Origin of the sequence: Runella zeae DSM 19591 (assembly GCF_000423565.1) — a bacterium.
Taxonomy (GTDB): domain Bacteria; phylum Bacteroidota; class Bacteroidia; order Cytophagales; family Spirosomataceae; genus Runella; species Runella zeae.
In genome coordinates this window covers 1-25,884 of the sequence record NZ_KE384050.1, presented here as the reverse complement: position 1 = coordinate 25,884, position 25,884 = coordinate 1, and the positions used below count along the sequence as shown (strand labels likewise).

Sequence of the window (25,884 nt, the reverse complement as noted above, 5' to 3'; positions counted from 1 at the left end):
GACAAAATAATACTTTTTTTGGAAAAAGTACAAAGAAAAAAGCCGCTTTAAAACGGCTTTTTGTAAACTAAAAATATACTTATCAGCTAAAAAAACAAATCTATTTGCCAGTAGGAGGCGAAAGAGGCAGTGTCCAAGCAGGTGGCTCGGTTCCTAATAAGTGTTTTACGAAAAAATCACGTCTTTTACGTTCGCCATAATCGCCGCCCGCAGAATGACCCATGTTGGGAATCATCAAAAAATCAAAATCTTTATTGGCCTTAATAAGCGCATTGACAAGCTGCATCGTAGAAGCTGGATCCACATTGTCGTCCACTTCTCCCAAGATAAGCAAAAGCTTCCCTTGCAGTTTGTCGGCATGAGTGACATTGGAGCAATCAGCATAGTGCGGGCCAATAGGATACCCCATCCACTGTTCATTCCACCAGATTTTATCCATACGGTTGTCGTGGCATCCACAAGAAGATACCCCTACTTTATAAAATTCAGGATAAAACAGTAGTCCGCCCGTCGAACTTTGCCCACCAGCCGATGTACCGTAAATACCTACTCGGGTCAAATCCATGCTGGGGTATTGGCGGGCGGCGGCTTGGAGCCAAAGGATACGGTCTGGAAAGCCCGCGTCTTTGAGGTTTTGCCAGCATACATCATGAAAAGCCTTAGAACGGAGCGATGTACCCATGCCGTCGAGCTGTACTACAATAAAACCCAACTCGGCCAATTCAAACATGGAGCGATTGTAAGTCATAAAAGACTTAGGAGTAAAAGCACTATGTGGCCCTGCATAAATATTTTCGATAACGGGGTATTTCTTTTTGGGGTCAAAATGAGTAGGTCGTATGATGATTCCCCAGATGTCAGTCTGACCGTCACGAGCTTTGGCCGTAAATACCTCTGGCGCTTTCCAGCCTGCTTTTTGCCATTCTGAAATATCTGCTTTTTCTAACTCCATCAATACAGAACCGTCGGTGGCCGACCGCAAAACCGTGAGCGGAGGCATATCGACTCGCGAATATATGTCTACAAATGACTGGAAGTCAGGGGCGAAAAAAGCAGTATGATTGGCATTGTCGGAAGTGAGTGGTGTAAGCTCTGTGCCGTCGAAATTGATACGATAATAATGCACAAAGTAAGGGTCTTGCTGAGGGTTCATTCCACTTGCCGCAAAGATAATTTGACGCTTGTCAGGATTAACGTTTACCACATTACGTACAACCCAATTACCTTTTGTAATCTGATTTTTGACTTTGCCCGTTTCGGCATCGTACAAATAAAGATGATTCCACCCGTCTCGTTCGGAGGCCCAGATAAGCTCTTTACCGCCTGCGACATCATAGCGGTATTTTTTACCACTATAATCAATAAAGGTTTTGCTTTGCTCCTCTACCACAGCTCGTACGTTTCCGGTAGTGGCGTTTACCTCAAGTATGCGATAAATTTGATGACCGCGTTGGTTGTATTCGAAAGTAAAAGCACGACTATCTTTGCGCCATTCGACGCGTGAAATATTAAATTGGTGATTGAATAAGGCATCATCTATCGGAATGTGCTTTTTGGATTCTATCAAAAAAAGCTGAGGTCTCCGAAAAGGAAGCGCGTCGCCGGGTTTGAGATATTCTCGGTTTTCGAGTTTAGGCTGAAGTTGATCTTCGGGCGACGAACGCACAAAGTATATCAGGTGTTTTTGGTTGGGGCGGATTTTGTTGGCTACTACTTTTTTAGAATCGGGCGACCACTGCACATAGCCTGAATAGTAATCGCCTTCTGAACCGTCGTAGCTCAGTTGGAATTCTTTTTTGGTGGATACTTCACGAATGTAAAGGTTGTAGTTTTTGATGTAGGCCGTCCAGTTGCTATCGGGCGAAAAAACAGGCTTGTCAGGTTGGTCGTTGCCACTTGCGCCCCAGTATCTTCTATCTTCAGGCCGAACAGGTTCTTTTTTTGTCAAAATTTGGTTGCTCAATCCATACGTCCACACAAAATCCTCCGCATTGAATTCAATCTCTTGGTCGTTTTTGAGGTACTTAAACGTGCTGAAAGGCAGAGCGTAAGGGTCAATTTTTTTGTTGAGCGATTGAGAAAGTTGTTGCGCCACTGACTCCTGATTAAATGCAAGCTGACGTTTTTTCTCTTTGGCATTCACGGCAATAAATTCCTTGCCCCGTGGGGTTTGGATAAGGTACCAAAACCACGAACCACTCATAGACCAAGTAGCCGTCGAAGGCGCACCATATACTTTGTCTTTAAGTTGATTTTTGAGTTGTTCGGCACGTTGGTAGTCTTTGAGCTTGCCTTGGGCGAGGGCCAATTGACTCAAAAGAAAAGAAATCAGTAATGTTTTGAGAAAAATGGGCTGAGATAAATGAAAACGTATCATGTAGGTGTAAGTTAAGGTAATACAAATTTAAGGGTAATTTTGGGGCTTTTCTGCCGCCTTCTTAGCTAAGATTGGTATTATTTTAACCCCTGGGCCAATTCAAGTAAGTAAGGCCGCACTTATATTTGTATTGTTTAACTTATCTCATCTTCATGCAAGCAGCACTCGACTTATTACACCAACTTGTAGACTCTGTTTCTCCTTTATCTCCTGAAGTTTGGGACGATTTTTCAAAGATTTGGCGGCCTTTTTCTGCCAAAAGAAAAGAGATTTTAACTACTGCTGGTGAGAAAGAAAAGTACCTGTATTTTGTGATAGAAGGCGTACAGCGAGTGTATTACTTTGACGACCAAAACCGCGAAGCAACCATTGTATTCACCTATGCCCCTTCGTTTGGAGGCGTATTGGACGCGTTGATGTTGCAGCATCCTTCCAAATATTATTACGAAACACTGACGGTATCCACATTTTTGCGAGCTTCTTACGCTGAGCTTTATGAGCTAATACAGCAGCATAAGGAAGTAGAAGTACTGGTACGACAAGGGGCAATGATTTCTCTTTCGGGGGTATTGGAGCGTTTGGCAGAGCTGCAATGCTTCAGTGCCGAAGACCGTTTCAGACGCCTTTTGCAACGGAGTCCGCATATTTTGCAATTGGTTCCTCATAAATATTTAGCCAATTATTTGGGAATGGATGCCACAAATTTCAGCAAACTGATCAATAAAGTGAGGATGTAGAAAATGTTGGTAAATACCAAGAATTGTTTTGGGCGGTTCTCCCAATTTTGTATCCATCAAACAAATAGTCATGGAAACAATTCTCACTAAACAATTGCTCGAAAAATTAGAAAATCGTGTTGACAGTCACTTGCAAACGGTGATTCAACAATTTCAGAATCTTAAAGAAGAAGATTTGTTACGCCCCTCATCGACAGGTGGTTGGAGTATTGCGCAATGTTTGGCGCATCTCAATAGTTATGGAGATTATTATCTACCAGAGATAGGGGCAGGGTTAGCAAAAATACCTTCTTCTCCGCCCAGTGACACCTTCAAAAGTTCTTGGTTGGGTGCTTATTTTATCAAAATGATGGAACCGCAAACGGGCAAGAAAAAATACAAAGCTTTCAAAGGGCATATCCCTTCTCCGACATTGGATGCCTATGCAGTAATAGCGGAGTTTATTCAGCAGCAAGAGACTTTGTTGAGCTATTTGAGGCGCGCCTACAGCGCTGATTTGAATCAGATAAAAATTCCTATTTCGATAGCGCGTTTTCTAAAATTAAAATTGGGGGATGTGTTTCAATTTATGATTGCGCACGACGAGCGACATTTGCAGCAAGCCTTGCGCAACCTAAGGAAGCATTCAGTTTTGATTTGAAAGAATGCCTGTTGCGTCAGAGACGCAGCTCCAAATTGTCCCCAAATGATAGTTTGGTGACAGCTGCTTCTCGTCCCGACATATTGTCGGGGCGGAAATGGTTTAAAGTCTCCGACTTTAATACACAAGCCTATACAGCCGATTATAATTTCATACTCAACGCAATACGTTTACGGTTTAAGTCCACTTCTACGACTTTTACCGTAACGTGTTGTTGGAGTTTAACTACTTCGTTGGGATCTTTGATGAATCGATTGGCCATTTGAGAAACATGAACAAGTCCGTCTTGTTTGACCCCAATATCTACAAATGCCCCAAAGGCCGTGATATTGGTGACAATACCGGGTAGTACCATTCCTTCGTGCAAATCTTCGGGTTTGCGCACGCGGCTGTCAAACTCAAAAGCCGAAATGGGAGCCCTAGGGTCGCGTGAGGGTTTTTCCAATTCCTTCATAATGTCCTGCAAGGTAAGCAGCCCTGTGGTGGCACTCACGTATTGTTGAAGATTGATTTGGCGGCGCAATTCAGGTTTTTTCATCAATTCGGCCACGGTGGTTCCCAAATCTTTCGCCATTTTTTCTACTACCTGATAGCTTTCAGGGTGTACAGCGCTATTGTCGAGGGGATTGGCGGCGTTGTCGATGCGCAAAAAGCCCGCAGCTTGCTCAAACGCCTTACCTCCCAAGCGTGGTACTTTCATGAGTTGCTGACGCGATTTGAAATCTCCGTTTTGGGCGCGGTATTCTACGATATTTTTAGCCAAAGAAGCCCCCAAGCCTGACACATATTGGAGTAAGTGCTTGCTAGCGGTGTTGAGATTGACACCCACCGAGTTGACACAACTTTCGACCACAGTATCTAGTGCTGTTTTGAGCATTCCTTGATTCACATCATGCTGATATTGACCTACTCCGATAGATTTGGGGTCGATCTTTACCAATTCGGCAAGTGGGTCCATTAAGCGGCGACCTATTGATACAGCACCCCGTACGGTTACATCCTTGTCGGGAAACTCATCGCGGGCTACTTCGGATGCCGAATAAATAGAAGCGCCTTGCTCCGACACCGCAAACACGCTGATGTTTTCTTTACCAAGACGAGGCAATATGTTTTTGATAAAATCTTCCGTTTCGCGGCCTGCTGTACCGTTACCAATGGCGATAGCATCAATTTGATGTCGTTGAGCTAAATTTTTAATCGCCGCTTCAGCCTCCATTGCTTTATCAAATGGATAAATCACCGTGTCGGCGATAAGGTTGCCTTGCGAATCTAGGCATACCACTTTGCAGCCTGTGCGATAACCTGGGTCGATTGCTAAAACTCGTTTTTGACCAAGTGGCGAGGCCAAAAGAAGTTGACGGAGATTTTCGGCAAATACCTGAATAGCATAGCGGTCAGCTTTTTCTTTGGAGCTATTTGAAAACTCCGTTTCGATACTTGGCTTGAGCAAGCGTTTGTAGGCATCCGATACAGTGAGTTCTTGTTGGTCTTTGCAAGCCGGTAGCCCTTTCACAAACAACCTATCCAAAAATTCAATAGCCATGTCTTCGTCGGGCGAAATATCCACGCTCAAGATACCTTCTTCTTCCCCGCGACGAATGGCCAAAAGGCGGTGAGAAGGGATTTTGTTGAGCGGCTCGCTAAAGTCAAAATAATCGCGATACTTGGCTCCTTCTTCTTGTTTGTTTTTCTTGACTTTTGACGAAACGTAAGCCGTCCGTTCAAAAGCATAGCGTACTTTATTGCGTGCATCGGTATTTTCTGAAATCCACTCAGCCATGATGTCGCGCGCGCCTTGGAGTGCTTCTTCGACGTTGGATACTTGGTCATTGAGAAATTGTTCGGCTTTGCGTTCAGGATTGGCTTCTTTTCCCGCAAAAATCAACTGGGCCAACGGCTCTAACCCTTTTTCAATCGCCATAGTGGCGCGGGTTTTGCGTTTGGGCTTATAGGGGAGATAAATATCTTCTAAGGTCTGTAAAACGTAGGTATTTTCGAGCTTTTTTTGAAGTTCAGGAGTCAACTTTCCTTGTTCTTGAATACTTTTTAGAATGGCTTCTCTTCGTTTTTCAACTTCTTGAAACTTCTGATATTGTTCTTTGATGGCATTGATTTGGACTTCATCGAGCTGTCCAGTCATTTCCTTACGATAGCGTGCGATAAACGGAACAGTAGCACCTTCGTCAAAAAGGGTGATGGTATTGTGGGCTTGGCGTTCGGTGATTCCCACCAAAGGGGCGATAAATTGAGCGGCGGTCATTAAATTGGATTAATTGGTGACGATAAGGATTACAACGACCAAAGTCGAAATCCTGTATTTTGGGGTTGCAAATAAGCAAACGGGCTTTGAATGGTGCAAGCAATTTTTGAGTTAAAAAAATCTAATACTATCAATTAAGCGTATATTCAAGCAAAAAACAATAATGCAGAATCGATTTTTATTTTTCATACTTCTGACTTTGGGTAGTCGATGTGTATATGCCCAAGCATCTCTCGAAGTGACAGTGAGTAGTTTACTTTATAAAAAAACATTAAGAGGAATTAGGATTTATCTCCAAAGTTCTAGTCAACCATCCATTGATTCAACCATTAGCGATAAAAATGGGGTTGCATTATTTCCTAATTTGAGGACAACTGAAAAATATCGAGTTTTTACAAAACTAACGGATGAATTTGACGCTACTGAAGTGATAGGTGTCTCTTTAGAAAACAATCAAAAAACTACTTTGGCACTTACCTTACCAGCACGCCGGCAGACTGTGTTGGAAGAGATTATCATCACCGACGTTCGCTCGGCTAAGCTCAATGTGCAAAATGCGGAAGGCGCCTCGGTGATTGGTAAAAAAGAACTTCAAAGTTTGCCTATCGAAGGGCGCGATATTACGAGGGCACTTGTAAGACTCCCCAATCTGTCGGTCTCAAGCCTAGGGTACGCCGAAGCCCCCAATGTAAGCATCAATGGCATCAACGGGATTTATACCAATTATCTCATTGATGGTATGGACAACAATGAGCGTTTTTTAGGAAACGTAAAATTCAATGTACCAGTAGGATTCACAGAGTCGATTCAGGTCTTAACCAACAACTACTCGGCGGAGTGGGGGAATACCAGCAACGGGATTGTAAATGTGACTACTCGTTCGGGCAGTAATCAGCTAACGGGTGAAGTTTTTTATCTGACTCGTCCAGGTTCGATCATAGATGCAAAATCACCCTATCCTACGCTCGATTTGTCGGGCAATCCCGTCAAAGATGGTTTTCAGCGGCATCAATTGGGAGTGGGAATCGGCGGTGCTTTGAAAAAAGATAAGACGTTTTTTTATGTCAACTTTGAACAAACCTATGATAAGAAAGACAATTTGCTACGGGTGCCACAGCTCAATATCAACGAGATAGTGACGGGGCGCAATAGTTTTTCTTATTTTTCCACTAAACTAGACCATAACTGGACTCCCTCTTTCAAATCAAGTGTACGTGTCAATGTAGGAAGTTTTGATATTGCTAGGCAAGGAGGTGGTTTGGAAGGAGGTATTGTTTTCCCTTCAGCGGGTGCCAAAATCGCCAACCGTACTTATCTCGTTGCTTTGAAAAATAGCTATGTCTTAAAAACAAATTTAACGGGCGAGACCAACTACCAAATTTCGATGTTTCGCTGGAATTACCGTCAGCCCGACAATCCTACAAGTCCCTCAGTGACAGTGCAAGACCCTAGCGGAACGGCCTTTGCGACTTTGGGACAAACGGGCGCTATTTTTGATGATTTTGAACATACTCATCATCTTCAGCAAAAGTTCACATTACGTAGCGGACGCCATACTTTGAAGGCAGGAGGGGAGTTTATTTCTTCCAATTTTTCGCTTTTGGGAGGAGGCAATCAATACGGGACTTATACCGTGAGATTGACCCAAGCGCAGTTGGATGCGCTAAAAGCAAGGAATTTAGGTTCGGCATTGAGTATCAATGATATACCAAGGGATGTTTCAGTACGGACTTATGACGTCGAACTAAGACCTACTACTTTTGGGGCACGTCAAAATGTAGTGAGCCTGTATTTAGAAGATACTTGGAATGCTACCGACCGTTTGAAGATTGCATTGGGACTGCGGTACGACTACGATAATTTGTCCAAGGGAGGAGGTACTAAAGGTGATTTTAATAATGTAGGGCCGCGATTTAGTTTCAACTATCAAATACATCCACAGTGGGTAGTGAGGGGAGGATATGGATTGTTTTATGACAAAATAAAGTACTCCATTTATAGCGACAATCTACAATTTAGTAGCAATTCGACCGACTTCAAAAAACAATTGGCCGAACTTCAACGCCTAGGAGTACTCGACCCCACGGCCAATCTTGACCGTATTACATTTCCAGGTAATATCAGAGCGACGGCCTCCAACGTGACTTATCTGGCGGGGCCTTCTTATGAGCAATTGCAAGGGCGTAGAAATGAGCAGTTTAGTGCCAATTTACGCGTCATGAACCCCAATGGATTTCAAAATCCATACGCACATCATGTAACGGTAGGAGTACAGCACAAGCCGGCGGCTGCTTATCTTTTGTCGGTCGATTTGGTACATGTAGCTACCAACAATCTTTTCATTATTCGCAATCTCAATGCGCCAAGCCCTTATCCCTTTACGAGCGATAAAGATGTGAAAACCAGAACCGTAGCGCAAGGAGATTTGACTCGTCCTATACCCATTCGCTCAGATAGCAGAGGTGCTTATGCGGTAGCGGGTAGAGATACTTTAAGGGGGATTGCTCGAAATGTATTTATGACCGAAACGGCGGGTATTACTCGTTATTATGCCGCTAATTTTGCTTTTCAAAAACTCAAAGGAAATGACAAATACGCGTATCGATTAGGCTATACGCTTTCTTCTATCAAAGGCAATGCGGGCGAGAGTATCAACGTTAGAGCACAAGACGCCAACAATTTTGACAATGAATATGCTTATCACAGCAATGACCGACGCCATATCATCAATGCTATGTTTGCCTACTATCCCTGGCCAAGTTTGATGATTTCGCCCGCAATTCAGCTTCAAAGTGGACAGCCCATTACGCGTTTGGCCGATGCCAAAGTCTTTGGAACGACTGATTTGAACGGTGATGGAGAGAGTTTTGGGTATTCGGCAGATTATTATCCTGGCGAAAAACGAAACAGTGACCGATTGCCGTGGTACAAAGGTGTAGATGTGACTGTCAGATATACCATTTATATCAAAAACAAACCTCGCATAGAATTTGAAGGAGATGTATTCAATGTGTTCAATACCCTCAATTTATCTGGTTTTAATGCCACTATCGGGGCTAGTAATCAGTTTCAAGTAGGGCCTATCGGAACGCCTTTGGTAGTGAGGGCAGCGGGTCCTCCACGTCAGTTTCAATTTGGATTACGATATTTGTGGTAAAACTTTCAAAACATCTTTTATGCACTTAGATATTGCGCAGCCGCAGCTTCTGGAAGATTACTTAAAAACAAAAAATTGGCTCAAAGAAAACGAGCAAATCCTTATCTTGGAAAAGCCTGGAGAAGGCAATATGAACTATACCGTACGCGTGCGTACTCATGACCGTACTTTTATTGTGAAGCAGTCGCGGGCTTATGTCGAAAAATACCCTCAAATAGCTGCTCCCGTCAATCGTGCTATCACTGAGGGGAGATTTTATGAGCAAATCCAACCCTTTGCAAGCCTGAATGAGCTAATGCCTCAGTTGATTGGAATGGATGAAGAAACCAATATTCTGGTATTGGAAGACCTAGGAACGGCCAGTGATTATACCTTTTTGTACCAGCCTAACCAAACGCTGAGCTTGGCTGAAGTGGAGGCTTTGGCACACTACATCGCGATGCTTCACCGACTGACCCGTAAAGAAACAATCGACGAATCGTTTGCCAATCGCGAAATGCGCGCCCTAAATCACGAACACATTTTCCAGTATCCATTGATGTTGGAAAATGGGTTTGATTTAGATACCGTTTCGCCGGGACTTCAGATGATATCGATGGCCTATAAAGTAGATGAGGCACTCAAACAAAAAATCAAAGAGCTAGGTTTGGTTTATTTGGCAGATGGTCGCTGCTTGCTACATGGCGATTTTTATCCGGGTAGTTGGCTCAAAACCCTCAATGGTGTCAAGGTGATTGACCCAGAGTTTTGTTTTTATGGGCCTGCGGAGTTTGATTTAGGAGTGATGACAGCCCACCTGATGATGGCCAAGCAAAGTGAAGAGGTGATTCGTAAAGTATATCAAGCTTACGGAGACATCAAAAACCCTCAATTGGTAGATCAATTTACGGGTATCGAAATCATGCGCCGATTGATTGGACTGGCCCAATTGCCTTTGACATTGAGTTTGTTGGACAAAGAAGAATTGTTGGAAACAGCCTACGAACTGATCATGAAGTCCTAATCAATTGGCTTTATTTCAATACTTTAAGTGTTAGAACACTGGTAACAGTATGTGGGCAGTTAGTCATTAATTGTGTTGAATAGCAGCAGCTTGAAGTGTCGTTGGTATTTCTTATCACCAGCCTGAAGGCGAGGATTAGAAGGTAATATTAATTAAAGGAAGTGTTTAATAATCAGAACAATTAACCGTGGGTAAGTACTTAGTTTGCTTTTTTCTTGATATTTATGAATAAATTATTGGTGTTTTTTTGCTTTATATCCACTCTTACTTTTGCCCAAAAAAAGGTGTGGCTGGATACGGACTTGATGATTGGATTGCCGGAGCGGGCTCCTCGTGAAGTAGACGACGGTGTCACACTGATGATGGCTCTTCAGCATCCCGATAAAATCAATTTGGTAGGGATTAGTACCATTACTTACGCAGACTATGGCTACGAAACCGCCCAAAAACTCCTTAGATGGTATAGTCGTGGAAAGACCATTCCGGTATATAAAGGTTCTGATAAAGCCGACGACATGGGGACTGAAAATGATGCAACGCGGGCGTTGGCGGAGGCCCTTCAAAAAGAAAAATTAACGATTTTGGCGATAGGTCCTTTGACCAATATTGCTACTCTTCTCAAAAATCATCCCGAACTAGCTTCCCAAATTGAAGAGGTGGTGGTGTGTGCCGGGCGTACACCGGGCTATTCGTTTAAGCCGGGCCTTGAAAAAATAATAGTTTTTGATTACAACTTTGAAAAAGATGTAGAATCATTCCGAACGGTGCTAGATGCAGGTGTCAAGATGGTATTGTCGGGTTTTGAATGTAGCGTCTATTTATTTTTGGGAAAAACCGATTTTGAATTTCTCAACAATCGTTTCCAAGGAGACAAATGGGTGTATGACCAACTTACTCCTTGGGCATTGCGTGGTAAGAAACTATTTGGTATTGAGGGGTTTATTCCCTATGATACCACCCCATTGGGTCATATTACTCACCCTGAGTTTTTTAAATATTACAAAGATATTCCCGTCCAAATCAACGTTAAAAAGAATGATGCGGCGTCGGGAATTGGCGGCGTTCGCCCTGATGAAAAAGCGTTTTTGGAAGTGTCCTATGATTTTCAATCCAAATGGAAGGTCGATTACGCTTATAAAACCTTGCCCGGATTTGAGGAGATTTTGATAGAATCTCTCAAAAGAAAATATGTGAAGTAAATACGAACCTTAGAGCATAGTATCGTTTGTGTCCCGACCTATTTTTGGGAATACAAACGATACTACTTTAATATCCTGGCACTACCGTACCCAATTCTTTCGCTGCCAAGTCGTTGATGTTTTTATAAAATTTGTATTGCTTCTGAATCTCCATGATTTGCGCAAATTCTTCGTCGGTATTACCCGTGATTTTACCCATTTGATTGAGCAAATCCTTCATCTTATCGCCTGAGTAAGCCATCTTAAATCGTAAGATTTTCTTGAAAGCGATTTCGTGGAGTAAATCCTCGTCGGAAGGTACCCAAATCTCGTGTTTTGACCAGTTTTCGCTCAAATAATGCTTGCTCGTACACAGGTCAATCGTAAAGCTCTGAATATCCGGGTCAAGATGACTCAGAAAATAATCAGTAGAGGGTACTTCTCCAAAGCTAAAACGCTGACGGAAAATATTGAGAATCAAATCAAAAAGCTGGTTTTCAAAAGTAATTTCGCCGATTTCGTGGAGCAAGTATCGACATACCGAAATACCCGGTTCGAGTTCTGTTTGCCCGTACAAAATCAGCAAACGAACAAAGGCTTGTTCTTGAAAGTAAAGCCTTGCTTTGAACAAATCCGTAGGAGGCTCGTGTTTTGAAACGGGAGTTTCGGCAGGAAGCGACTCCGTGGGAGGGGCGTCAGTTACCAATATGCCAAACTCTTCTTCTATGAAATTCTCAGAAAAAGAAAATGGGTCAGGTTCGGGATTGAAGCGAGGTTTTTCGGCACTTTTGGTAGGTTGAGTAGGTTTTTCGGGGTTTTTATCACGTTTTTGACGCAAGTGCTTATTGCCTTCCGAAATGAGCGTTTGCTCGTCCATTTTCATCAATTCGGCGGTGCGCTTAAAGAAAATTTGCCGTTTGATGGGGTCTGGAATTTTGGTGATGCTAGTCACAATGTCGTTGATAGCTTCGGCGCGTTTGAAAGGGTTGTCGCCGGCTTCTTTGAGGAGCATCTCGGTTTTGAACGTAATAAAATCTTTGGTGGCGCGCTTGACGTGCGCCTTAAAGCCCTCGGCGCCTACCTTATAAATATAGCTGTCGGGGTCTTCGCCATCAGGCAAGGTGACTAGGCTTACATTGAGGCCTTCTTCGAGCACCATGTCGAGTCCACGCAGGGCAGCTTTGATACCAGCCGCGTCGCCGTCGTAAAGAATAGTGATATTTTGGGTAAAACGCGCGATGAGTTTGATTTGGTCTTCGGTCAGAGAAGTACCCGATGAAGCAGCTACGTTTTGGATGCCTGCTTGATGCAACGAAATAACATCGGTATAGCCTTCTACCAGATAGCAAACGTCTTCTTGACGGATAGCGTTTTTAGCCTGATAAATCCCGTATAGAATTTTACTTTTATGGTAAACATCCGTTTCGGGTGAGTTGATATACTTGGGTTGGTTTTTGTCGTTGGTCAAAATACGCGCCCCAAACGCAATCACTTTTCCCGATACATTATGAATCGGAAATATCACGCGCCCCCTAAAACGGTCATATACGCGGGCCGCTCGCTGCGAGTCATTGTCTTTATGAAGAGCCAACCCGGCTTTTTCAAGAAGTTGTGGGTTGTAGCCTTTCTGCCCCGCTTCTTTGGTGAGACCGTCCCATTCGTTGAGGCTATAGCCTAGCCCAAATGATTTGATGGTGAGGTCGTTGAACCCCCGATTTCGGAAATAACTTAACCCAATTGATTGCCCTTCCTCGTGTTGAAAGAGGAGCTTTTGATAATATTGTTGGGCAAAATTGAGAATAATATAAAGACTATCACGCTCATTTTGACGCAGTACATCCTCGGGCGTTTGTTGTTCTTCTTCAACTTCGATGTGGTACTTTTGGGCCAAATGACGAAGTGCTTCGCCGTAGCTAATTCCCTCAATATCCATCACAAACTTGACGGAGTCGCCAGCGGCACCGCAGCCGAAACACTTATAAATCTGCCTTACAGGGTTGACATTGAAAGAAGGCGTTTTTTCATTGTGAAAGGGACAGCAAGCGATGTAATTAGCCCCTCGTTTTTTGAGCGACACAAAATCTCCAATCACCTCTACGATGTCGGCGGTTTGTTTGATTCGGTCGGCAGTTTCATTGTTGATACGCATACGGCAAAGTTACGGTATTAGTTAATTTGAAATGTACCAATTTAAAAAATTGAAGATGAATAATTGTGCCCCGTAGGGGCTATATATCGGTAGCGAATTTGAAAATGTGTTAATTTGAAAATGGGTGAATTGTGCCCCGTAGGGGCTATACATCGGTAGAATATAAATTTGAAAATGGATAATTGTACGCCGTAGGGGCTATATATCGGTAGAATATAAATTTGAAAATGAATAATTGTGCCCCGTAGGGGCTATATATCGGTAGAATATAAATTTAAAAATGGATGAATTGTGCCCCGTAGGGGCTATACATCGGTAGAATATAAATTTGAAAATGGGTGAATTGTGCCCCGTAGGGGCTATACATCGGTAAAATATGAATTTGAAATGGATGAACTGTGCCCCGTAGGGGCTATACATCGGTAGAATATGAATTTAAAAATGGATGAATTGTGCCCAGCAGGGGCTACATATCGGTAGAATATAAATTTGAAAATGGATGAATTATGCCCCGTAGGGGCTATACATCGGTAGAATATGAATTTAAAAATGGGTGAATTGTGCCCCGTAGGGGCTATACATCGGTAGAAATGAAAATAATTTCTACATCGCCAACCTTTCGGGGCGCTTGTGCGTCATTCCTATAAAACGCCTTAATGGATAATTTAAACCCTTTATCGTTGATTTTTTACGGTTTAACTAATTTATCTGGTTTGTCTTTTTGGTACCTATTAATTTCGTTCAAAATTACATACAGCTATGACAACATCTCTTAAAAAACAAATCGCAGGATTCCTTTTTATTATAAGTGGTTTAACCCTTCTTTCTGTGCTGATACTTAGCTAGTTTGAGGGTTTGTTGCTACCTAAAAATGAGTCATTCCAGCTTTAGATGATTCCTAAAAAAAACTTCTAGTTTGTATTCGAGTAGGGACAAATACTCAAATGTAAACAGAAGGTTTTTTTTGATACTGTGGGTATTGCAGCTATCTTTTTTACAAATGCCTTTTGATTCCCTTCTCTATTAAGCTTCTGTTTGACTTCTCCGAAGTCATTTGTTTTGTGTAGGGTTTGTGGGCTACAAACATTGCGCCTCTCCGAGGCAAAATGTCAGATTACTGCTGCAAAAGCATAGCTTCGGAGAAGCTCCACCTTTGTAGTATGGGGTTTTTGCTCTAGCACCAAGGGCTTCGGAGAAGTCAAACCCAAGCGCATGTGGTATAGCTTTTGGTTGCGAATTTTGAGCTTCTGCTTTTATCGGAGAGCTTTTATGATACTAGAGGTTATGCTCCCCGATTTTCGGGGTGACTCATGTTTTATTAAATTACTAATTCTTATATTTTGGCATTGGCGATGGTTTGTTTCCACACACGCCATACGTTTCGGTACATAATATTTGCAATATCATCTTCTGAATAGCCACGCTTTAGTAGCACATAAATAAGATTAGGATACTGCGACACATCTTTCAAACCAGTAGGAAGGCTATCGCCCACGCCATCATAATCGGAGCCGATGCCTACGTGTTGGGTATTGCCGGTGAGTTTTACGACATGGTCGATATGGTCGGCTACGGTTTCAACATCCGCAAACAAAACAGGGTTTTCTTTTTGGTATTGTTTCAAAAACTCTTCGGCGGCTGGAGCGCCATATTTGAGGCCTTTTTCTTTCAACATTTTTCCAAATTTCTCTTGCAATACTTGAACTTGGTTGCGGTAGTTTTCGTCCAAAAAGCTAGAACCAAAATTGATTTGAATGACTCCCCCTTTTTTCGCCATTACCTTAATCATATCGTCCGACATATTTCGCTTAAAAGTAGGAGTAAAATGCCGACACGATGAGTGCGACGCTATCACGGGTACTGTCGAAAGTTCTACGGCTTGGTAAAACGAATCGTCCGAAATATGAGACACATCTACCATGATACCAACGCGGTTCATTTCTTTGATTACGTCTTTTCCATAGGCGCTGAGTCCTTTGTGGGTGTAAGTAGTATCGTAAGAGGAGTCGCAGATGTGATTGTCTTTGGCGTGGGTAAGCGTCACATAACTAATCCCTTTTTGGCGAAAATAAGCCACGTCCGAAAGTTGGAGAAGAGGAGCACCGTTTTCCATCCCCATCGGAAACGAAATGATGCCCTTCTTGAAGTTGGCATCCGCTTGTTGGGGAGTCGTTACGACGGCAAATTTATCAGGATGCGCCTTGGCTATACCTTTCACCATCGTAATGAGCGAATCGGCCAATTGTTTGGCTCCTCCCGTTTCTTGATAAGAAGAAGGAATATAAATAGACATGAAAGGAACCGAAAGCCCCCCTTTTTTGGCACGTTCATAATCAAAATCACCGTCTTTGGTGCTGATAGGAATCCCAAGATACTCACGTTCGAGGCGAAAATTTTTGATTTTGAGTCGATAAGGTAAGTCTACGTGCCCATCTGTAAGAATATATTTATGGGCAATCTTGTCAGCCTTTTGCCGTAGTTGTTCGTCAGATTGTTGGGCATTTAAGGTGGAGGTTGTCAGGATGATTCCTACCAATAACAAAAAAGATGATTTCATGATGAAGCGTAAATTGTGTTTGGTTTATGGATATAATAGATATTTTTTTCTCATTTCTTTGAAGGCTTTTAGCTCATTTTGCCAAGTAGCCACGATTTCCTTCTCGGTTTTGCCAGCCACAATCATCGTACGGATACGGTCTGTACCAGCTAATTTATCAAAAAAAGCAGGGCTTGTGAAAAATTTGTTTTTGTCAGGGGCTTTTTGGTACATCCCAATAACATACTTGAGCGTCAGGCCTTCTTTGTAAGCGTTGATTTTGGTCAAATCTAACCCATAACATACTTTTCCTTCGTTGGGAGGATTGATAGCACCAGGCTTATCAGTGGGCGTAAAAGTATATTTTCCATAGCTGGGGTTTGTACCTCCAATGACCTGAAACTGAGTATCTGTGCCTCGACCTACGCTGATTTCGGTACCTTCAAAAAAACAAATCGAAGGGTAGAGCAAGATGGATTGGCGGTTGGGTAGGTTGGGAGACGGAGCTATGGGCAAATCATACACCGTTTGGTGATTGTATTTCTGACAAGCTACTACTTTCAAATCACATTTAGCGCCTTTGGCGAGCCACCCCTCTCCGTTTATCATTTGGGCCAATTCGCCCGATGTAAGGCCATGCACGATAGGAACGGGGTTCATTCCTACAAAAGAAGCAAATTTTCGATCCAATACTGGCCCTGCTATATAGTGACCGTTGGGATTGGGGCGGTCGAGCACAATACATTTTTTGCCATTTTCGGCGCAGGCTTCCATCACATAGTGCATGGTACTAGGGTAGGTATAGTAGCGCACGCCTACATCTTGGATGTCAAAAATAACTACGTCTATGTCTTTGAGTTGAGCAGCAGAAGGTTTGCGATTGGCCCCATAGAGAGAGGCAATCGCCACTCCTGTTTTAGCATCTACGCCGTTGGAGATTTTTTCACCCGCACTTGCGTCTCCTCTAAAACCATGCTCAGGAGCGAAAATAATTTTGATTTTAACCCCCAAACTCACTAAGCTATCTGCCAAATGCTGTCGATTGGAGAAAATCGTAGTATGGTTTACGACCAAGGCTACATTTTTACCCTTCAAATCTGGTAAATAGGCCGTAGTGTTTTCGCATCCCAAAATAGGTTTTTGGGCATGGAGAAAACTAACTCCTAACATACAAACTATGAGGAGAAGTTTAGAGTAGGATGTCATTTGAGGAAAAATAATAAAGCGCATTTTTGATAAGGGCTGAAATACAGTTAGTTGTTGAATAGCTCTAAGTAGCTTTTAAGCGTAAGGGCGCGTTTTTTGACGATTTCGAGGCGATCGTTGACAGCCATCGGAAGGTACATAGTGCCCTCCATCGCCTGATAGATAGCAGCTTGGGTTTTAAATTCTAAATCACGGTATTCAATCCATTTGCGTTGCGAGGCTAGTAAAGCTGCTTTTTGAGTCGCATTCAACTGTAGGTTGAGCGCTTTGTAGTTTTTGTTGAGTTCGGCATCCCATTTTTTGTAAGCTTCATCAAGGCATCCAATCATACCCTGAGTGGAAGGGTTTTTGTCCATACAGTTGTCGAGGCTTACATCGATAGGGTGACTTTCGGGGGTTTGTTGCGAAAAAGATGCGGTAGCCATTGAGAGTGAAATAACCAATGTGCTAAAAAAAAAATTCATAGGAGTAAAGGTTGAAAAAATGACTAAACAGTACAAATAAACAAGATTCTGTAACTTTGTCAAAGATTGTTGTTTCAATAAACCACTCTTCGCACGTGACTATCGACGATTTTACCCGCCAAAAAAGAAGCCAACTCATCAAATCAATCGCAGAAGAGTTAGGTTTTGAGGCGTGTGGGATTTCGAGGGCTACTTTTTTGGAAGAAGAAGCGCCACGTCTCGAAAATTGGCTTTTCCAGCATCGCCACGGAGAGATGCACTACATGGCCAATCACTTTGACAAACGCCTCGATCCTCGCCAACTGGTAGAAGGGGCACGCTCCGTCATTTCTGTGCTGTTCAATTATTATCCCGAAAAACGCTTGCCTGAAGGCGAAAATGACCTCAAACTTTCTAAATATGCTTACGGCACCGATTACCATTTTGTGTTGAAAGACAAACTCAAAACATTAGTAGATACAATCCAACAACAAATAGGGGAGGTAAACGGCCGTATTTTTGTGGATTCGGCCCCTGTCATGGACAAAGTGTGGGCGGCCAAAAGTGGCTTGGGATGGATAGGCAAGCATTCTAATCTTATTAGTCGTAAAATGGGTAGTTTTTTTTTCATTGGGGAAATCATCTCCGATTTAGATTTGTGGCCCGACCATGCCATCAAGGATTATTGCGGTAGTTGCACTCGCTGCGTAGATGCGTGTCCTACAGATGCTATTGTGGAGCCTTATGTGGTAGACGGGAGTCGCTGTATTAGTTATTTTACGATTGAACTCAAAGAGGCTATTCCCCAAGAAGTAAAGGGTAAATTCGAAAACTGGATTTTTGGCTGCGACATTTGCCAAGATGTATGTCCTTGGAATCGTTTTGCCAAACCTCATCAAACACCTGAGTTTCAATTGCCGTCAGCTTTAGAAGGATTCACAAACAACGACTGGCAAGAAATCACCGAAGAGGTATTTAAAGAACTCTTTCGCCGCTCGCCCCTCAAACGCACCAAATGGGAAGGCTTAAAACGTAATATAGATTTTGTGGTAGAAGGTACTGAAAATAAATAACCGTAAGACAAAATCCTACGGTTATCTTCTTAACCTAAACTAAATCGTATGAGAATTCTTTAATGTTGTAAATCAGCGTAATAAAACGAGGACTAGACCATTACCGCACTTTTACTGCCTTCTCTCCTAAATCCTGTGCCAAAATTCTGCAAAAAAAACGAACAACAAATCACCCGTTATGAGCCATTTTTGATGACTTTTTCTTGGACAAAACTACTACTTCCCCCGCATCTTGGGGGATTTGAATTATTAGATTTTTTTTAAGGTTTTAATCGTTCCCTTAATTCATGGTAGCTAAAAATGAGGGATAAAACGCTTAAAAATTTCCCCTAGCAGTGCTTTGGAAAAATTTAGAAATAGCAATTTTGGGAAAAAATGCTTTAAAATTCGTCGTAGAAAGGTTTTGCCCAACATAACATTGGCATAACATTATACTTAATAAACCACTATAAATGGGTGATTTTTGGCATAAATGAAATGGGGAAATTTGTTTCGGCAATTATCATCAGTTGCCAAAACGAATTAAAAACCAAATTCCCAGTTCATTTTATGAAAAAAAATTTATTACTCCTGATGGGGATAGTGCTGTGTATTGCTCAGAGCTATGCCCAAAACCGCACCGTGACGGGAAAAGTCACTGCCGCCGCCGACGGTAGCCCTTTGCCCGGCGTCAATGTACTTGTAAAAGGCTCTAATACAGGTAGCTCAACCAATGCCGAAGGGACTTACCAAATTCAAGTACCCAACAATGCTACCTTGGTATTTAGCTTTATCGGGTATCTTTCGCAAGAAATAGCCGTGGGAAGCCAAACAAGTATCAATGTCTCCCTTTCTGACGATGTAAAACAATTGAGCGAAGTGGTGGTGACAGCCGTGGGGATTGAGCGGAGCAACAAGACCCTCGGTTATTCGGTAGAAAGGCTATCGGCCGAAAAACTGGTACAGAAATCAGAGCCTGATGTCATCAAAGCCATGCAAGGCAAAATTCCGGGCGTAAACATCAATGGTTCAGGAGGAGCGGCGGGCAGCTCTTCGCGGATTACGATTCGGGGAGCCAATTCTTTCTTTGGTTCAAACCAGCCTTTGTTTGTAGTAGATGGAATTCCTTATAACAATGACTTGAGCGAAAGTGGTAGCTTCCGCGACAACGGTGCGGCTTTTTCGAGCCGTATTGCCGACCTTGACCCTAACAACATTGCGTCGATGACGGTACTCAAAGGGGCTGCCGCTGCTGCACTTTACGGAACACGCGCTGCCAATGGAGTGATTGTGATTACGACTAAGTCGGGTACCAACAAAATGTCGAAAAAAGGCTTAGAGATTACGTTTAATACTTCTTATTCGGCAGAGAAAATTGCGAGCTATCCAGACTTCCAAAACAAGTATGGTTCGGGGTCGCAGCAAGTATATGCCAATGCCAATGGGACGTGGGGGCCTGCTTTTGGACTAGGACGTATATACAATGCGGCAGGTGGCTGGACCAATACCACCGCCCCCGTAGATTCGGTTCCGATTTGGGTAGGCTACAATACCTATGCAGCCAATTACCCCGCTATTGCGGCTCAATACGGACTTCGTCCCAACGGCAACGTGGCCTATCGGGCTTATCCTGACAATGTGCGGAACTTCTTTCGTACTGGAAATCTTTACGAAAATTCAATCAGCATTACGGGAGGAGGTCCCAAAGCAAGTGTGACATCGGTGATTTCGCGTACTGACCAAAAAAGCTTTTTCCCCGGTTCGACTTTTGAGCGTACCAACGTCAGCATTGGTGGCAATACTACCCTTGATAATGGGTTTGTGGTAGGGGCTAATCTGGCTTACACCAATACCGTACAAGACAGCCCGCTTTTTGGTGCTGATGGTACTTCTCCTCTCTCTCGGATGTTTCAGCAACCCCGCAACTGGCCTCTCGACCAGCTGCCTTATGAAGACCCGTTTGGAAATGGCGTGTTCTTTTTTCCTTTTGGTCAAGCTGATAATCCCTATTGGTCGGTCAACAATAGTATTTTTACCAGTAAAGTCAACCGTGTAGCCTTGAACGGTAGTATTTTGTACGACATCAACAATTGGCTGAATGTGAGCTATAAAGGAGGTCTCAATACTTTCAACGACAATCGTTTTCAACGGATTTCGGCCGGGTCGCTTTCGGGAGCGCAGGGCATTGGAAGTATGCAGTTTGACGCGATTGAGTTTCAAGAACAAGACCACAACTTATTGTTTAATCTCAATCGTGACTTGACGCAGGACCTCAACCTGAGAGCTATCGTAGGAGCCAACTACAACCAAAGAAGCAGCGACCAAACGAGCGTCAATGGGTTGGGGATTGTGACGAGAGGCATTGACTTGATTACGAATGTAAGTACTGTGACTCCCAATACTGGCAATACCGCAATTAGCAAAAGACGTTTGTATGCCGCTTTTACAGATATGACTTTGGGCTACAAAAACTATCTTTTCTTAGGTTTGACGGGGCGCAATGATTGGTCATCGACTTTACCTGCCAACAATCGCAGCTACTTCTATTATTCGGGCAATGCTTCATTGATTTTGACGGAGGCATTTAATATAAAATCAAAAGCACTTACAAATGCCAAAATAAGAGTAAGCTACGCCAAAGTAGGACGCGATGCCGATCCTTACCAGACGCTCAATACATTTAGAATCAACTTTGGAGAAAGCTCAGGACAGCAAGGGTCAACACGCTATAACGATTATCCCTTCAACGCCCAACCGGGAGCCTCTGTAGCGGCATCGGCTTTTGACCCAAATCTCAAACCTGAGTTTACGAAAGAAGTAGAAGTCGGAACCAACCTAGAGTTTTTTGGCGGTCGTGCTGTATTGGATTTAACTTATTACAATCGCCTCAGTACGGATATTATCGCCCGCCGGGCACTGCCGCAATCGTCGGGTTATACTTCTTTTGTAACCAATTTTGGCTCTATTCGTAATTCAGGAATCGAAGCGGCTATCACGCTTGTGCCGATTCAGATGAGCAATGGACTGAAGTGGGAGATATTTACGGCTTACACCCAAAACAAAAACATCGTAGAAAGCTTGGCCGACGGCGTAGAAGAAGTAACCCTCCGCAATATTTTTACCAATCAACCTTTGCCAGTAGTACGGCCTGGGGAGTGGTTTGGGGTATTGAGAGGTACTGCCGTAGCCCGTGACGATAAAGGCAATGCCCTCATCAATCCCAATACAGGGTTGACGATTCCAGACGTTGAGCAAAAAATCATCGCCAATCCAAATCCTAAGTTTATTTTGGCCGTAACAAATACCTTCAAATACAAAGGATTTACCCTCAGTGGCGTGGTAGATTATCGTCATGGAGGAGATATTTATTCTTGGACCAATCAGTTTTTGCTAGGACGTGGGGTGACTCAAGATACCGAAGACCGCGAAATCCCTAAAGTAGTGGCAGGAGTATTGGGCGATGCAAATACCCTTAAGCCTTTGCTTGGAGGTGACGGGCAGCCCATTCCTAACAATATTCAAGTAATGGAAAATAATCTCTGGTTTCAGGCAGCTGGTGGGTCGTTGGCTATCAATGCCCCCAACGAGTTTTCGGTATGGGATGCTTCAGTGGTACGCTTGCGTGAGGTGTCTTTGGCTTATTCGCTTCCTAAAAGTTTGTTGACCAAAACTCCTTTTGGGGCCGTCAATTTGAGTGTGAGTGGGCGCAATCTATGGTTTTTTGCTCCTCATATGCCCAAACATACGCACTTTGACCCTGAGGTCAATACTTTCGGAAATACCAATGCCCAAGGTATTGACTTTTTTGCCGCACCATCGGTACGTAGATACGGCGTTAATTTAAGCGTAACATTCTAAGCTGGTCTTCAAATCACAAGTGCTATAGCACTTAACTATCCTAAAAGCATGAATCGAATCATTAAAAGTTTAAAATATAGCACGCTTATGGCAATGATATTGCTCTTGAATGCGTGCAGCCTTGATATAAATACCGACCCCAACAACCCTTCTACGGTCAATTCGGGGCAATTGCTCACCAACGCGCAGCTTGATATTGTGAACTCACTAGGGGCAGGGCCTCCAGGTTTGGCAAATCCTGCGGGCGTATTTGTACACCAATTGACGCAGCGTAGCAACAACGACCAATACGCCATCACGGGTCAGGATTTTTCGGGCACGCAGGCTTGGTCAAATATGTACCGAGCTATCCAAAACCTCAACATATTGATTGAACAAGCCAATTCTAGCCAAAGTTTTGCCTACGTTGGAGTGGCTCAAATCATGAAAGCTATGACTTTTAGCTACATGGTGGACGTGTGGGGAGATGTCCCTTTTACAGAAGCGAGTACGTCGGCCAAGATTCAGTTTCCAAAATTTGACAAAGGTCAAGATATTTATCCTCAGCTATTTACGATGATAGATGAAGGTATTGCAAATCTTGCAAAAACCTCGGCGCTGGTTCCTCGTACAGATGACCTCATGTATGCGGGTAATTTGGTGCGTTGGAGACAGTTTGCCAAAACCCTCAAACTGAAACTTTATAACCAAATCAGACTTACTCAAAACGTAAGTACGCAGGTAAACGCTCTGATTTCGGAAGGAGATTTGATGACTTCGGCGGGTGGTTTTTCACTTAACTATGGCACGACCAGTGCTCCTGATAACCGTAATCCGATTTTTAGAGAAGATTATAACATCACCACCTCTGGACGCGACAATTATATCAGTCCCTACTTCCACGAAATTTTGTTAGGAACGAGCATCCTCAATCCTGTTTTGAACGGGATTCGTGACCCTCGTATTCCGTATTATTATTTTAATCAACTCTCAGCTGCTCGTCCCAATGCCCAAAACCCTGTAGAATATCGTAACGGGAATTTTGTGTCGATTTATTTTTCTTCACAAGGCCCCAATCAGGGTTTTGACCAATCATCGTCTATTACGATTGTGGGGCTGTATTATTGTGGTGGTCGTTACGATGATGGCAATGGCGTAACCGCCGCTGGCGTAAGTGGTGCATCAGCAAGAGGCGACGGTCCCCAACGCATTTTACCCTATCATTCTTACTTATTTACCCGCGCCGAGTTGGCTCAGACGGGCGTGGGGACGGGCAATGCCAAGCAGCTTTTTACGGATGCTATGAATGCCGCTTTTGCAGAAGTCAATGCCGCTGCTGCTAAGGGAGGGGCTCCAAGTATCACGGCCGCTACTATCAAAGAATATGTAGATGCGGTATTGGTCAAATACGACGCTGCCGACGACAACGGCAAGCTTGAACTTATCATGACCGAAAAATGGATTGCCAATTTTGGCTTTGGTTTGGAGTCTTATAATGATATTCGTCGGACGGGTTTTCCAAAAATCTTTGACCCCAACAACGACGGAATCGCCTTTACCAATGTCAATCGTGGGTATCCGCAATCTTATCCTTATCCCGTACCGGGAGAGTTGCAGTTGAATCCCAATGCTCCTCAGCAGCGGGTTATCGCTACAGCTAAGGTATTTTGGCAGAAATAGTTAAATGTTTGACTTTCAAAACGATAATTGATAAAAATGAAAAATACATTGAAAATATCTGTTTTCTTGGGGCTGTTAGGGGCTGTTCTGATAAGTTGCGAAACCAAAAGTCCTTTCCCCGAAATCAAAGAAGGAGCGCATTTTATAGCTCGTCCTGACCCACTACCTGCGGCTGTAACGGCGGCCAATGTCAATACCATTACTGTCACTTTGGCCAATGCTGCTTCTGCCAACATGGCTTTTTCGACTCAAAGCCTCAATGCTTCTGAAATTGAAAAAGTAGAAGCCTACGCTAGCCACGTAAGAGGTACGGTAGTGACACCTGCCGCTAGTACTGCGGCACCACATGGCGTTTTGTTGAAGGCCCTGTCGAGTATCAATGGCAAAGAACAAATAGCCGTCAGTGAGCTTCTTTCCAAGACCGGAGTGGCTGCTGCTACCTTGAGAGCCAACGATCGTCTTAGGGTACGGTTTGTGGCGACGATGAAAGACGGGCGGGTGTTTTCGTGGCAAAACTCAGGACCGGGCATTGTTGTCAATCCCCTTGGGACAACTTTTACCCCGCTTCTAGATGTGCTTATACAGTAAAAGTTATTGGTAAAAGCAAAAAAAATGGGCGATGTACATCGCCCATTTTTTTTGCTTTTAATACCCAAATTAAAGACTTTATTATGAGTTATTTATGAAACTTTTCGGACTAAGTTGAGTAGACTTTTTATGAAATCCTATCACAGTTCTGAACGTTTTTATACCCTACTTTGTATTATATGTAATAACAATAAATGTAAATACATATGAAATTGCTTGAAGATTTGAATTGGAGATACGCCACCAAGAAAATGAATGGAGAGAAGGTGTCGCAAGAAAAAATAGATTTTATTTTGGAAGCTATTAGATTGTCTCCGTCGTCATCGGGCCTGCAGCCGTATGAAATTTTAGTAGTCTCTAATCAAGAGTTGAAAGAAAAGATTCGCCCGATTGCCTTCGGACAAAGTCAAATTACGGACGCATCTCATCTTTTGATTTTTGCTTCTTGGGAGCAATATACCGAAGAGCGCATCAACGCTTATTTTGAAAGAGCCAATCGTGAGCGAGGGTTGCCCGATTCGGCCACGGATGCTTATCGTACTCGCTTGATTCAAATGACCACAAGCCAAACCCCCGAACAGAACTTTGCACATACCGCTAAGCAAGCAGCTATTGCATTAGGGATCGCGATTGTGGCCGCTGCCAACCAAAAAGTAGATACTACACCAATGGAAGGGTTTGATGCCAATCAGCTTGATGAGCTTCTTGGATTGTCGGAAAAAGGCTTGAAAAGTACCGCTATTTTGGCATTAGGCTACCGCGATGAGTCGGGAGATTGGTTAGCAAAACTCAAAAAAGTAAGGACTCCTAAGGAGCTTTTGTATACGCATCTTAACTAACCTATGAGTGAAGTTAAACTTGGTAAGTGGGCGAAAATTGTAGCCTTTTTACTTGTCAAGTTTCGTGTAAGCCATGAACAAATGAGTTGAATAATTATAAAATGGAAGAGGCTGTCTCAAAAGGGACAGCCTCTTTTTTGTGGGCAGATTTTTTTGTAAATTAGGGCTATGAAACACTCAAGAAATCGGGTGGTATTTAAGC

At 43.3% G+C, this 25,884-nt stretch carries 16 protein-coding genes; 10 read left to right on the top strand and 6 right to left on the bottom strand.

What is annotated here, in order from left to right:
• Positions 1 to 100: 100 nt before the first annotated feature.
• Entirely contained in the window at positions 101 to 2,377 is a 2,277-nt protein-coding gene (locus tag G563_RS0133055; protein WP_028669108.1) for a S9 family peptidase, read from the bottom strand.
• Between the two features lie 152 nt (positions 2,378 to 2,529).
• On the opposite strand from G563_RS0133055, the gene G563_RS0133050 reads away from it, so the two are divergent.
• Complete coding sequence (locus tag G563_RS0133050) at positions 2,530 to 3,114, top strand: Crp/Fnr family transcriptional regulator (RefSeq protein WP_028669107.1); 585 nt, start codon at positions 2,530 to 2,532, stop codon at positions 3,112 to 3,114.
• Between the two features lie 70 nt (positions 3,115 to 3,184).
• Entirely contained in the window at positions 3,185 to 3,754 is a 570-nt protein-coding gene (locus G563_RS0133045) for a DinB family protein (protein ID WP_028669106.1), read from the top strand.
• Between the two features lie 142 nt (positions 3,755 to 3,896).
• On the opposite strand, the gene G563_RS0133040 is transcribed toward G563_RS0133045, so the two are convergent.
• On the bottom strand, positions 3,897 to 6,014 hold the full coding sequence (locus G563_RS0133040) for a Tex family protein (protein ID WP_028669105.1): 2,118 nt from the start codon (positions 6,012 to 6,014) through the stop codon (positions 3,897 to 3,899).
• 163 nt (positions 6,015 to 6,177) lie between these two features.
• Here G563_RS0133040 and G563_RS0133035 point away from each other — a divergent pair, with 163 nt between their 5' ends.
• From G563_RS0133035 to G563_RS36535, 3 genes are all read left to right on the top strand, one after another.
• On the top strand, positions 6,178 to 9,171 hold the full coding sequence (locus tag G563_RS0133035) for a TonB-dependent receptor domain-containing protein (protein ID WP_028669104.1): 2,994 nt from the start codon (positions 6,178 to 6,180) through the stop codon (positions 9,169 to 9,171).
• Between the two features lie 19 nt (positions 9,172 to 9,190).
• Positions 9,191 to 10,174 (top strand): phosphotransferase, encoded by a 984-nt coding sequence (locus G563_RS0133030; RefSeq protein ID WP_028669103.1) that lies wholly within the window; start codon positions 9,191 to 9,193, stop codon positions 10,172 to 10,174.
• A gap of 224 nt (positions 10,175 to 10,398) precedes the next feature.
• Positions 10,399 to 11,373 (top strand): nucleoside hydrolase, encoded by a 975-nt coding sequence (locus G563_RS36535; RefSeq protein ID WP_037328866.1) that lies wholly within the window; start codon positions 10,399 to 10,401, stop codon positions 11,371 to 11,373.
• Positions 11,374 to 11,440: 67 nt separating this feature from the next.
• On the opposite strand, the gene dnaG is transcribed toward G563_RS36535, so the two are convergent.
• From dnaG to G563_RS0133005, 4 genes are all read right to left on the bottom strand, one after another.
• Entirely contained in the window at positions 11,441 to 13,501 is a 2,061-nt protein-coding gene (dnaG, locus tag G563_RS0133020) for a DNA primase (protein ID WP_028669102.1), read from the bottom strand.
• A gap of 1,333 nt (positions 13,502 to 14,834) precedes the next feature.
• Complete coding sequence (locus G563_RS0133015; RefSeq protein ID WP_028669101.1) at positions 14,835 to 16,058, bottom strand: dipeptidase; 1,224 nt, start codon at positions 16,056 to 16,058, stop codon at positions 14,835 to 14,837.
• Between the two features lie 24 nt (positions 16,059 to 16,082).
• A complete protein-coding gene (locus G563_RS0133010; protein WP_229598600.1) occupies positions 16,083 to 17,267 on the bottom strand; it encodes an exo-beta-N-acetylmuramidase NamZ family protein in 1,185 nt (394 codons plus the stop codon).
• Between the two features lie 23 nt (positions 17,268 to 17,290).
• On the bottom strand, positions 17,291 to 17,707 hold the full coding sequence (locus tag G563_RS0133005) for a lysozyme inhibitor LprI family protein (RefSeq protein WP_028669099.1): 417 nt from the start codon (positions 17,705 to 17,707) through the stop codon (positions 17,291 to 17,293).
• A 95-nt stretch (positions 17,708 to 17,802) separates the two neighbouring features.
• Between G563_RS0133005 and queG the strand changes: the two genes are divergently transcribed.
• The 5 genes from queG to G563_RS0132980 all read left to right on the top strand — a co-directional run bounded on the left by queG (position 17,803) and on the right by G563_RS0132980 (position 25,682).
• The gene (gene queG / locus G563_RS0133000) at positions 17,803 to 18,759 is read left to right on the top strand and encodes a tRNA epoxyqueuosine(34) reductase QueG (protein ID WP_028669098.1); all 957 of its coding nucleotides are present in this window, start codon (positions 17,803 to 17,805) and stop codon (positions 18,757 to 18,759) included.
• A gap of 549 nt (positions 18,760 to 19,308) precedes the next feature.
• Positions 19,309 to 22,596: a SusC/RagA family TonB-linked outer membrane protein gene (locus tag G563_RS0132995; RefSeq protein ID WP_028669097.1), complete on the top strand. Its 3,288-nt coding sequence runs from the start codon at positions 19,309 to 19,311 to the stop codon at positions 22,594 to 22,596.
• Between the two features lie 48 nt (positions 22,597 to 22,644).
• The gene (locus G563_RS0132990) at positions 22,645 to 24,255 is read left to right on the top strand and encodes a SusD/RagB family nutrient-binding outer membrane lipoprotein (RefSeq protein WP_084651032.1); all 1,611 of its coding nucleotides are present in this window, start codon (positions 22,645 to 22,647) and stop codon (positions 24,253 to 24,255) included.
• A gap of 36 nt (positions 24,256 to 24,291) precedes the next feature.
• The gene (locus G563_RS0132985; RefSeq protein WP_028669095.1) at positions 24,292 to 24,843 is read left to right on the top strand and encodes a hypothetical protein; all 552 of its coding nucleotides are present in this window, start codon (positions 24,292 to 24,294) and stop codon (positions 24,841 to 24,843) included.
• 206 nt (positions 24,844 to 25,049) lie between these two features.
• The gene (locus G563_RS0132980; protein WP_028669094.1) at positions 25,050 to 25,682 is read left to right on the top strand and encodes an NAD(P)H-dependent oxidoreductase; all 633 of its coding nucleotides are present in this window, start codon (positions 25,050 to 25,052) and stop codon (positions 25,680 to 25,682) included.
• Positions 25,683 to 25,884: the final 202 nt, after the last annotated feature.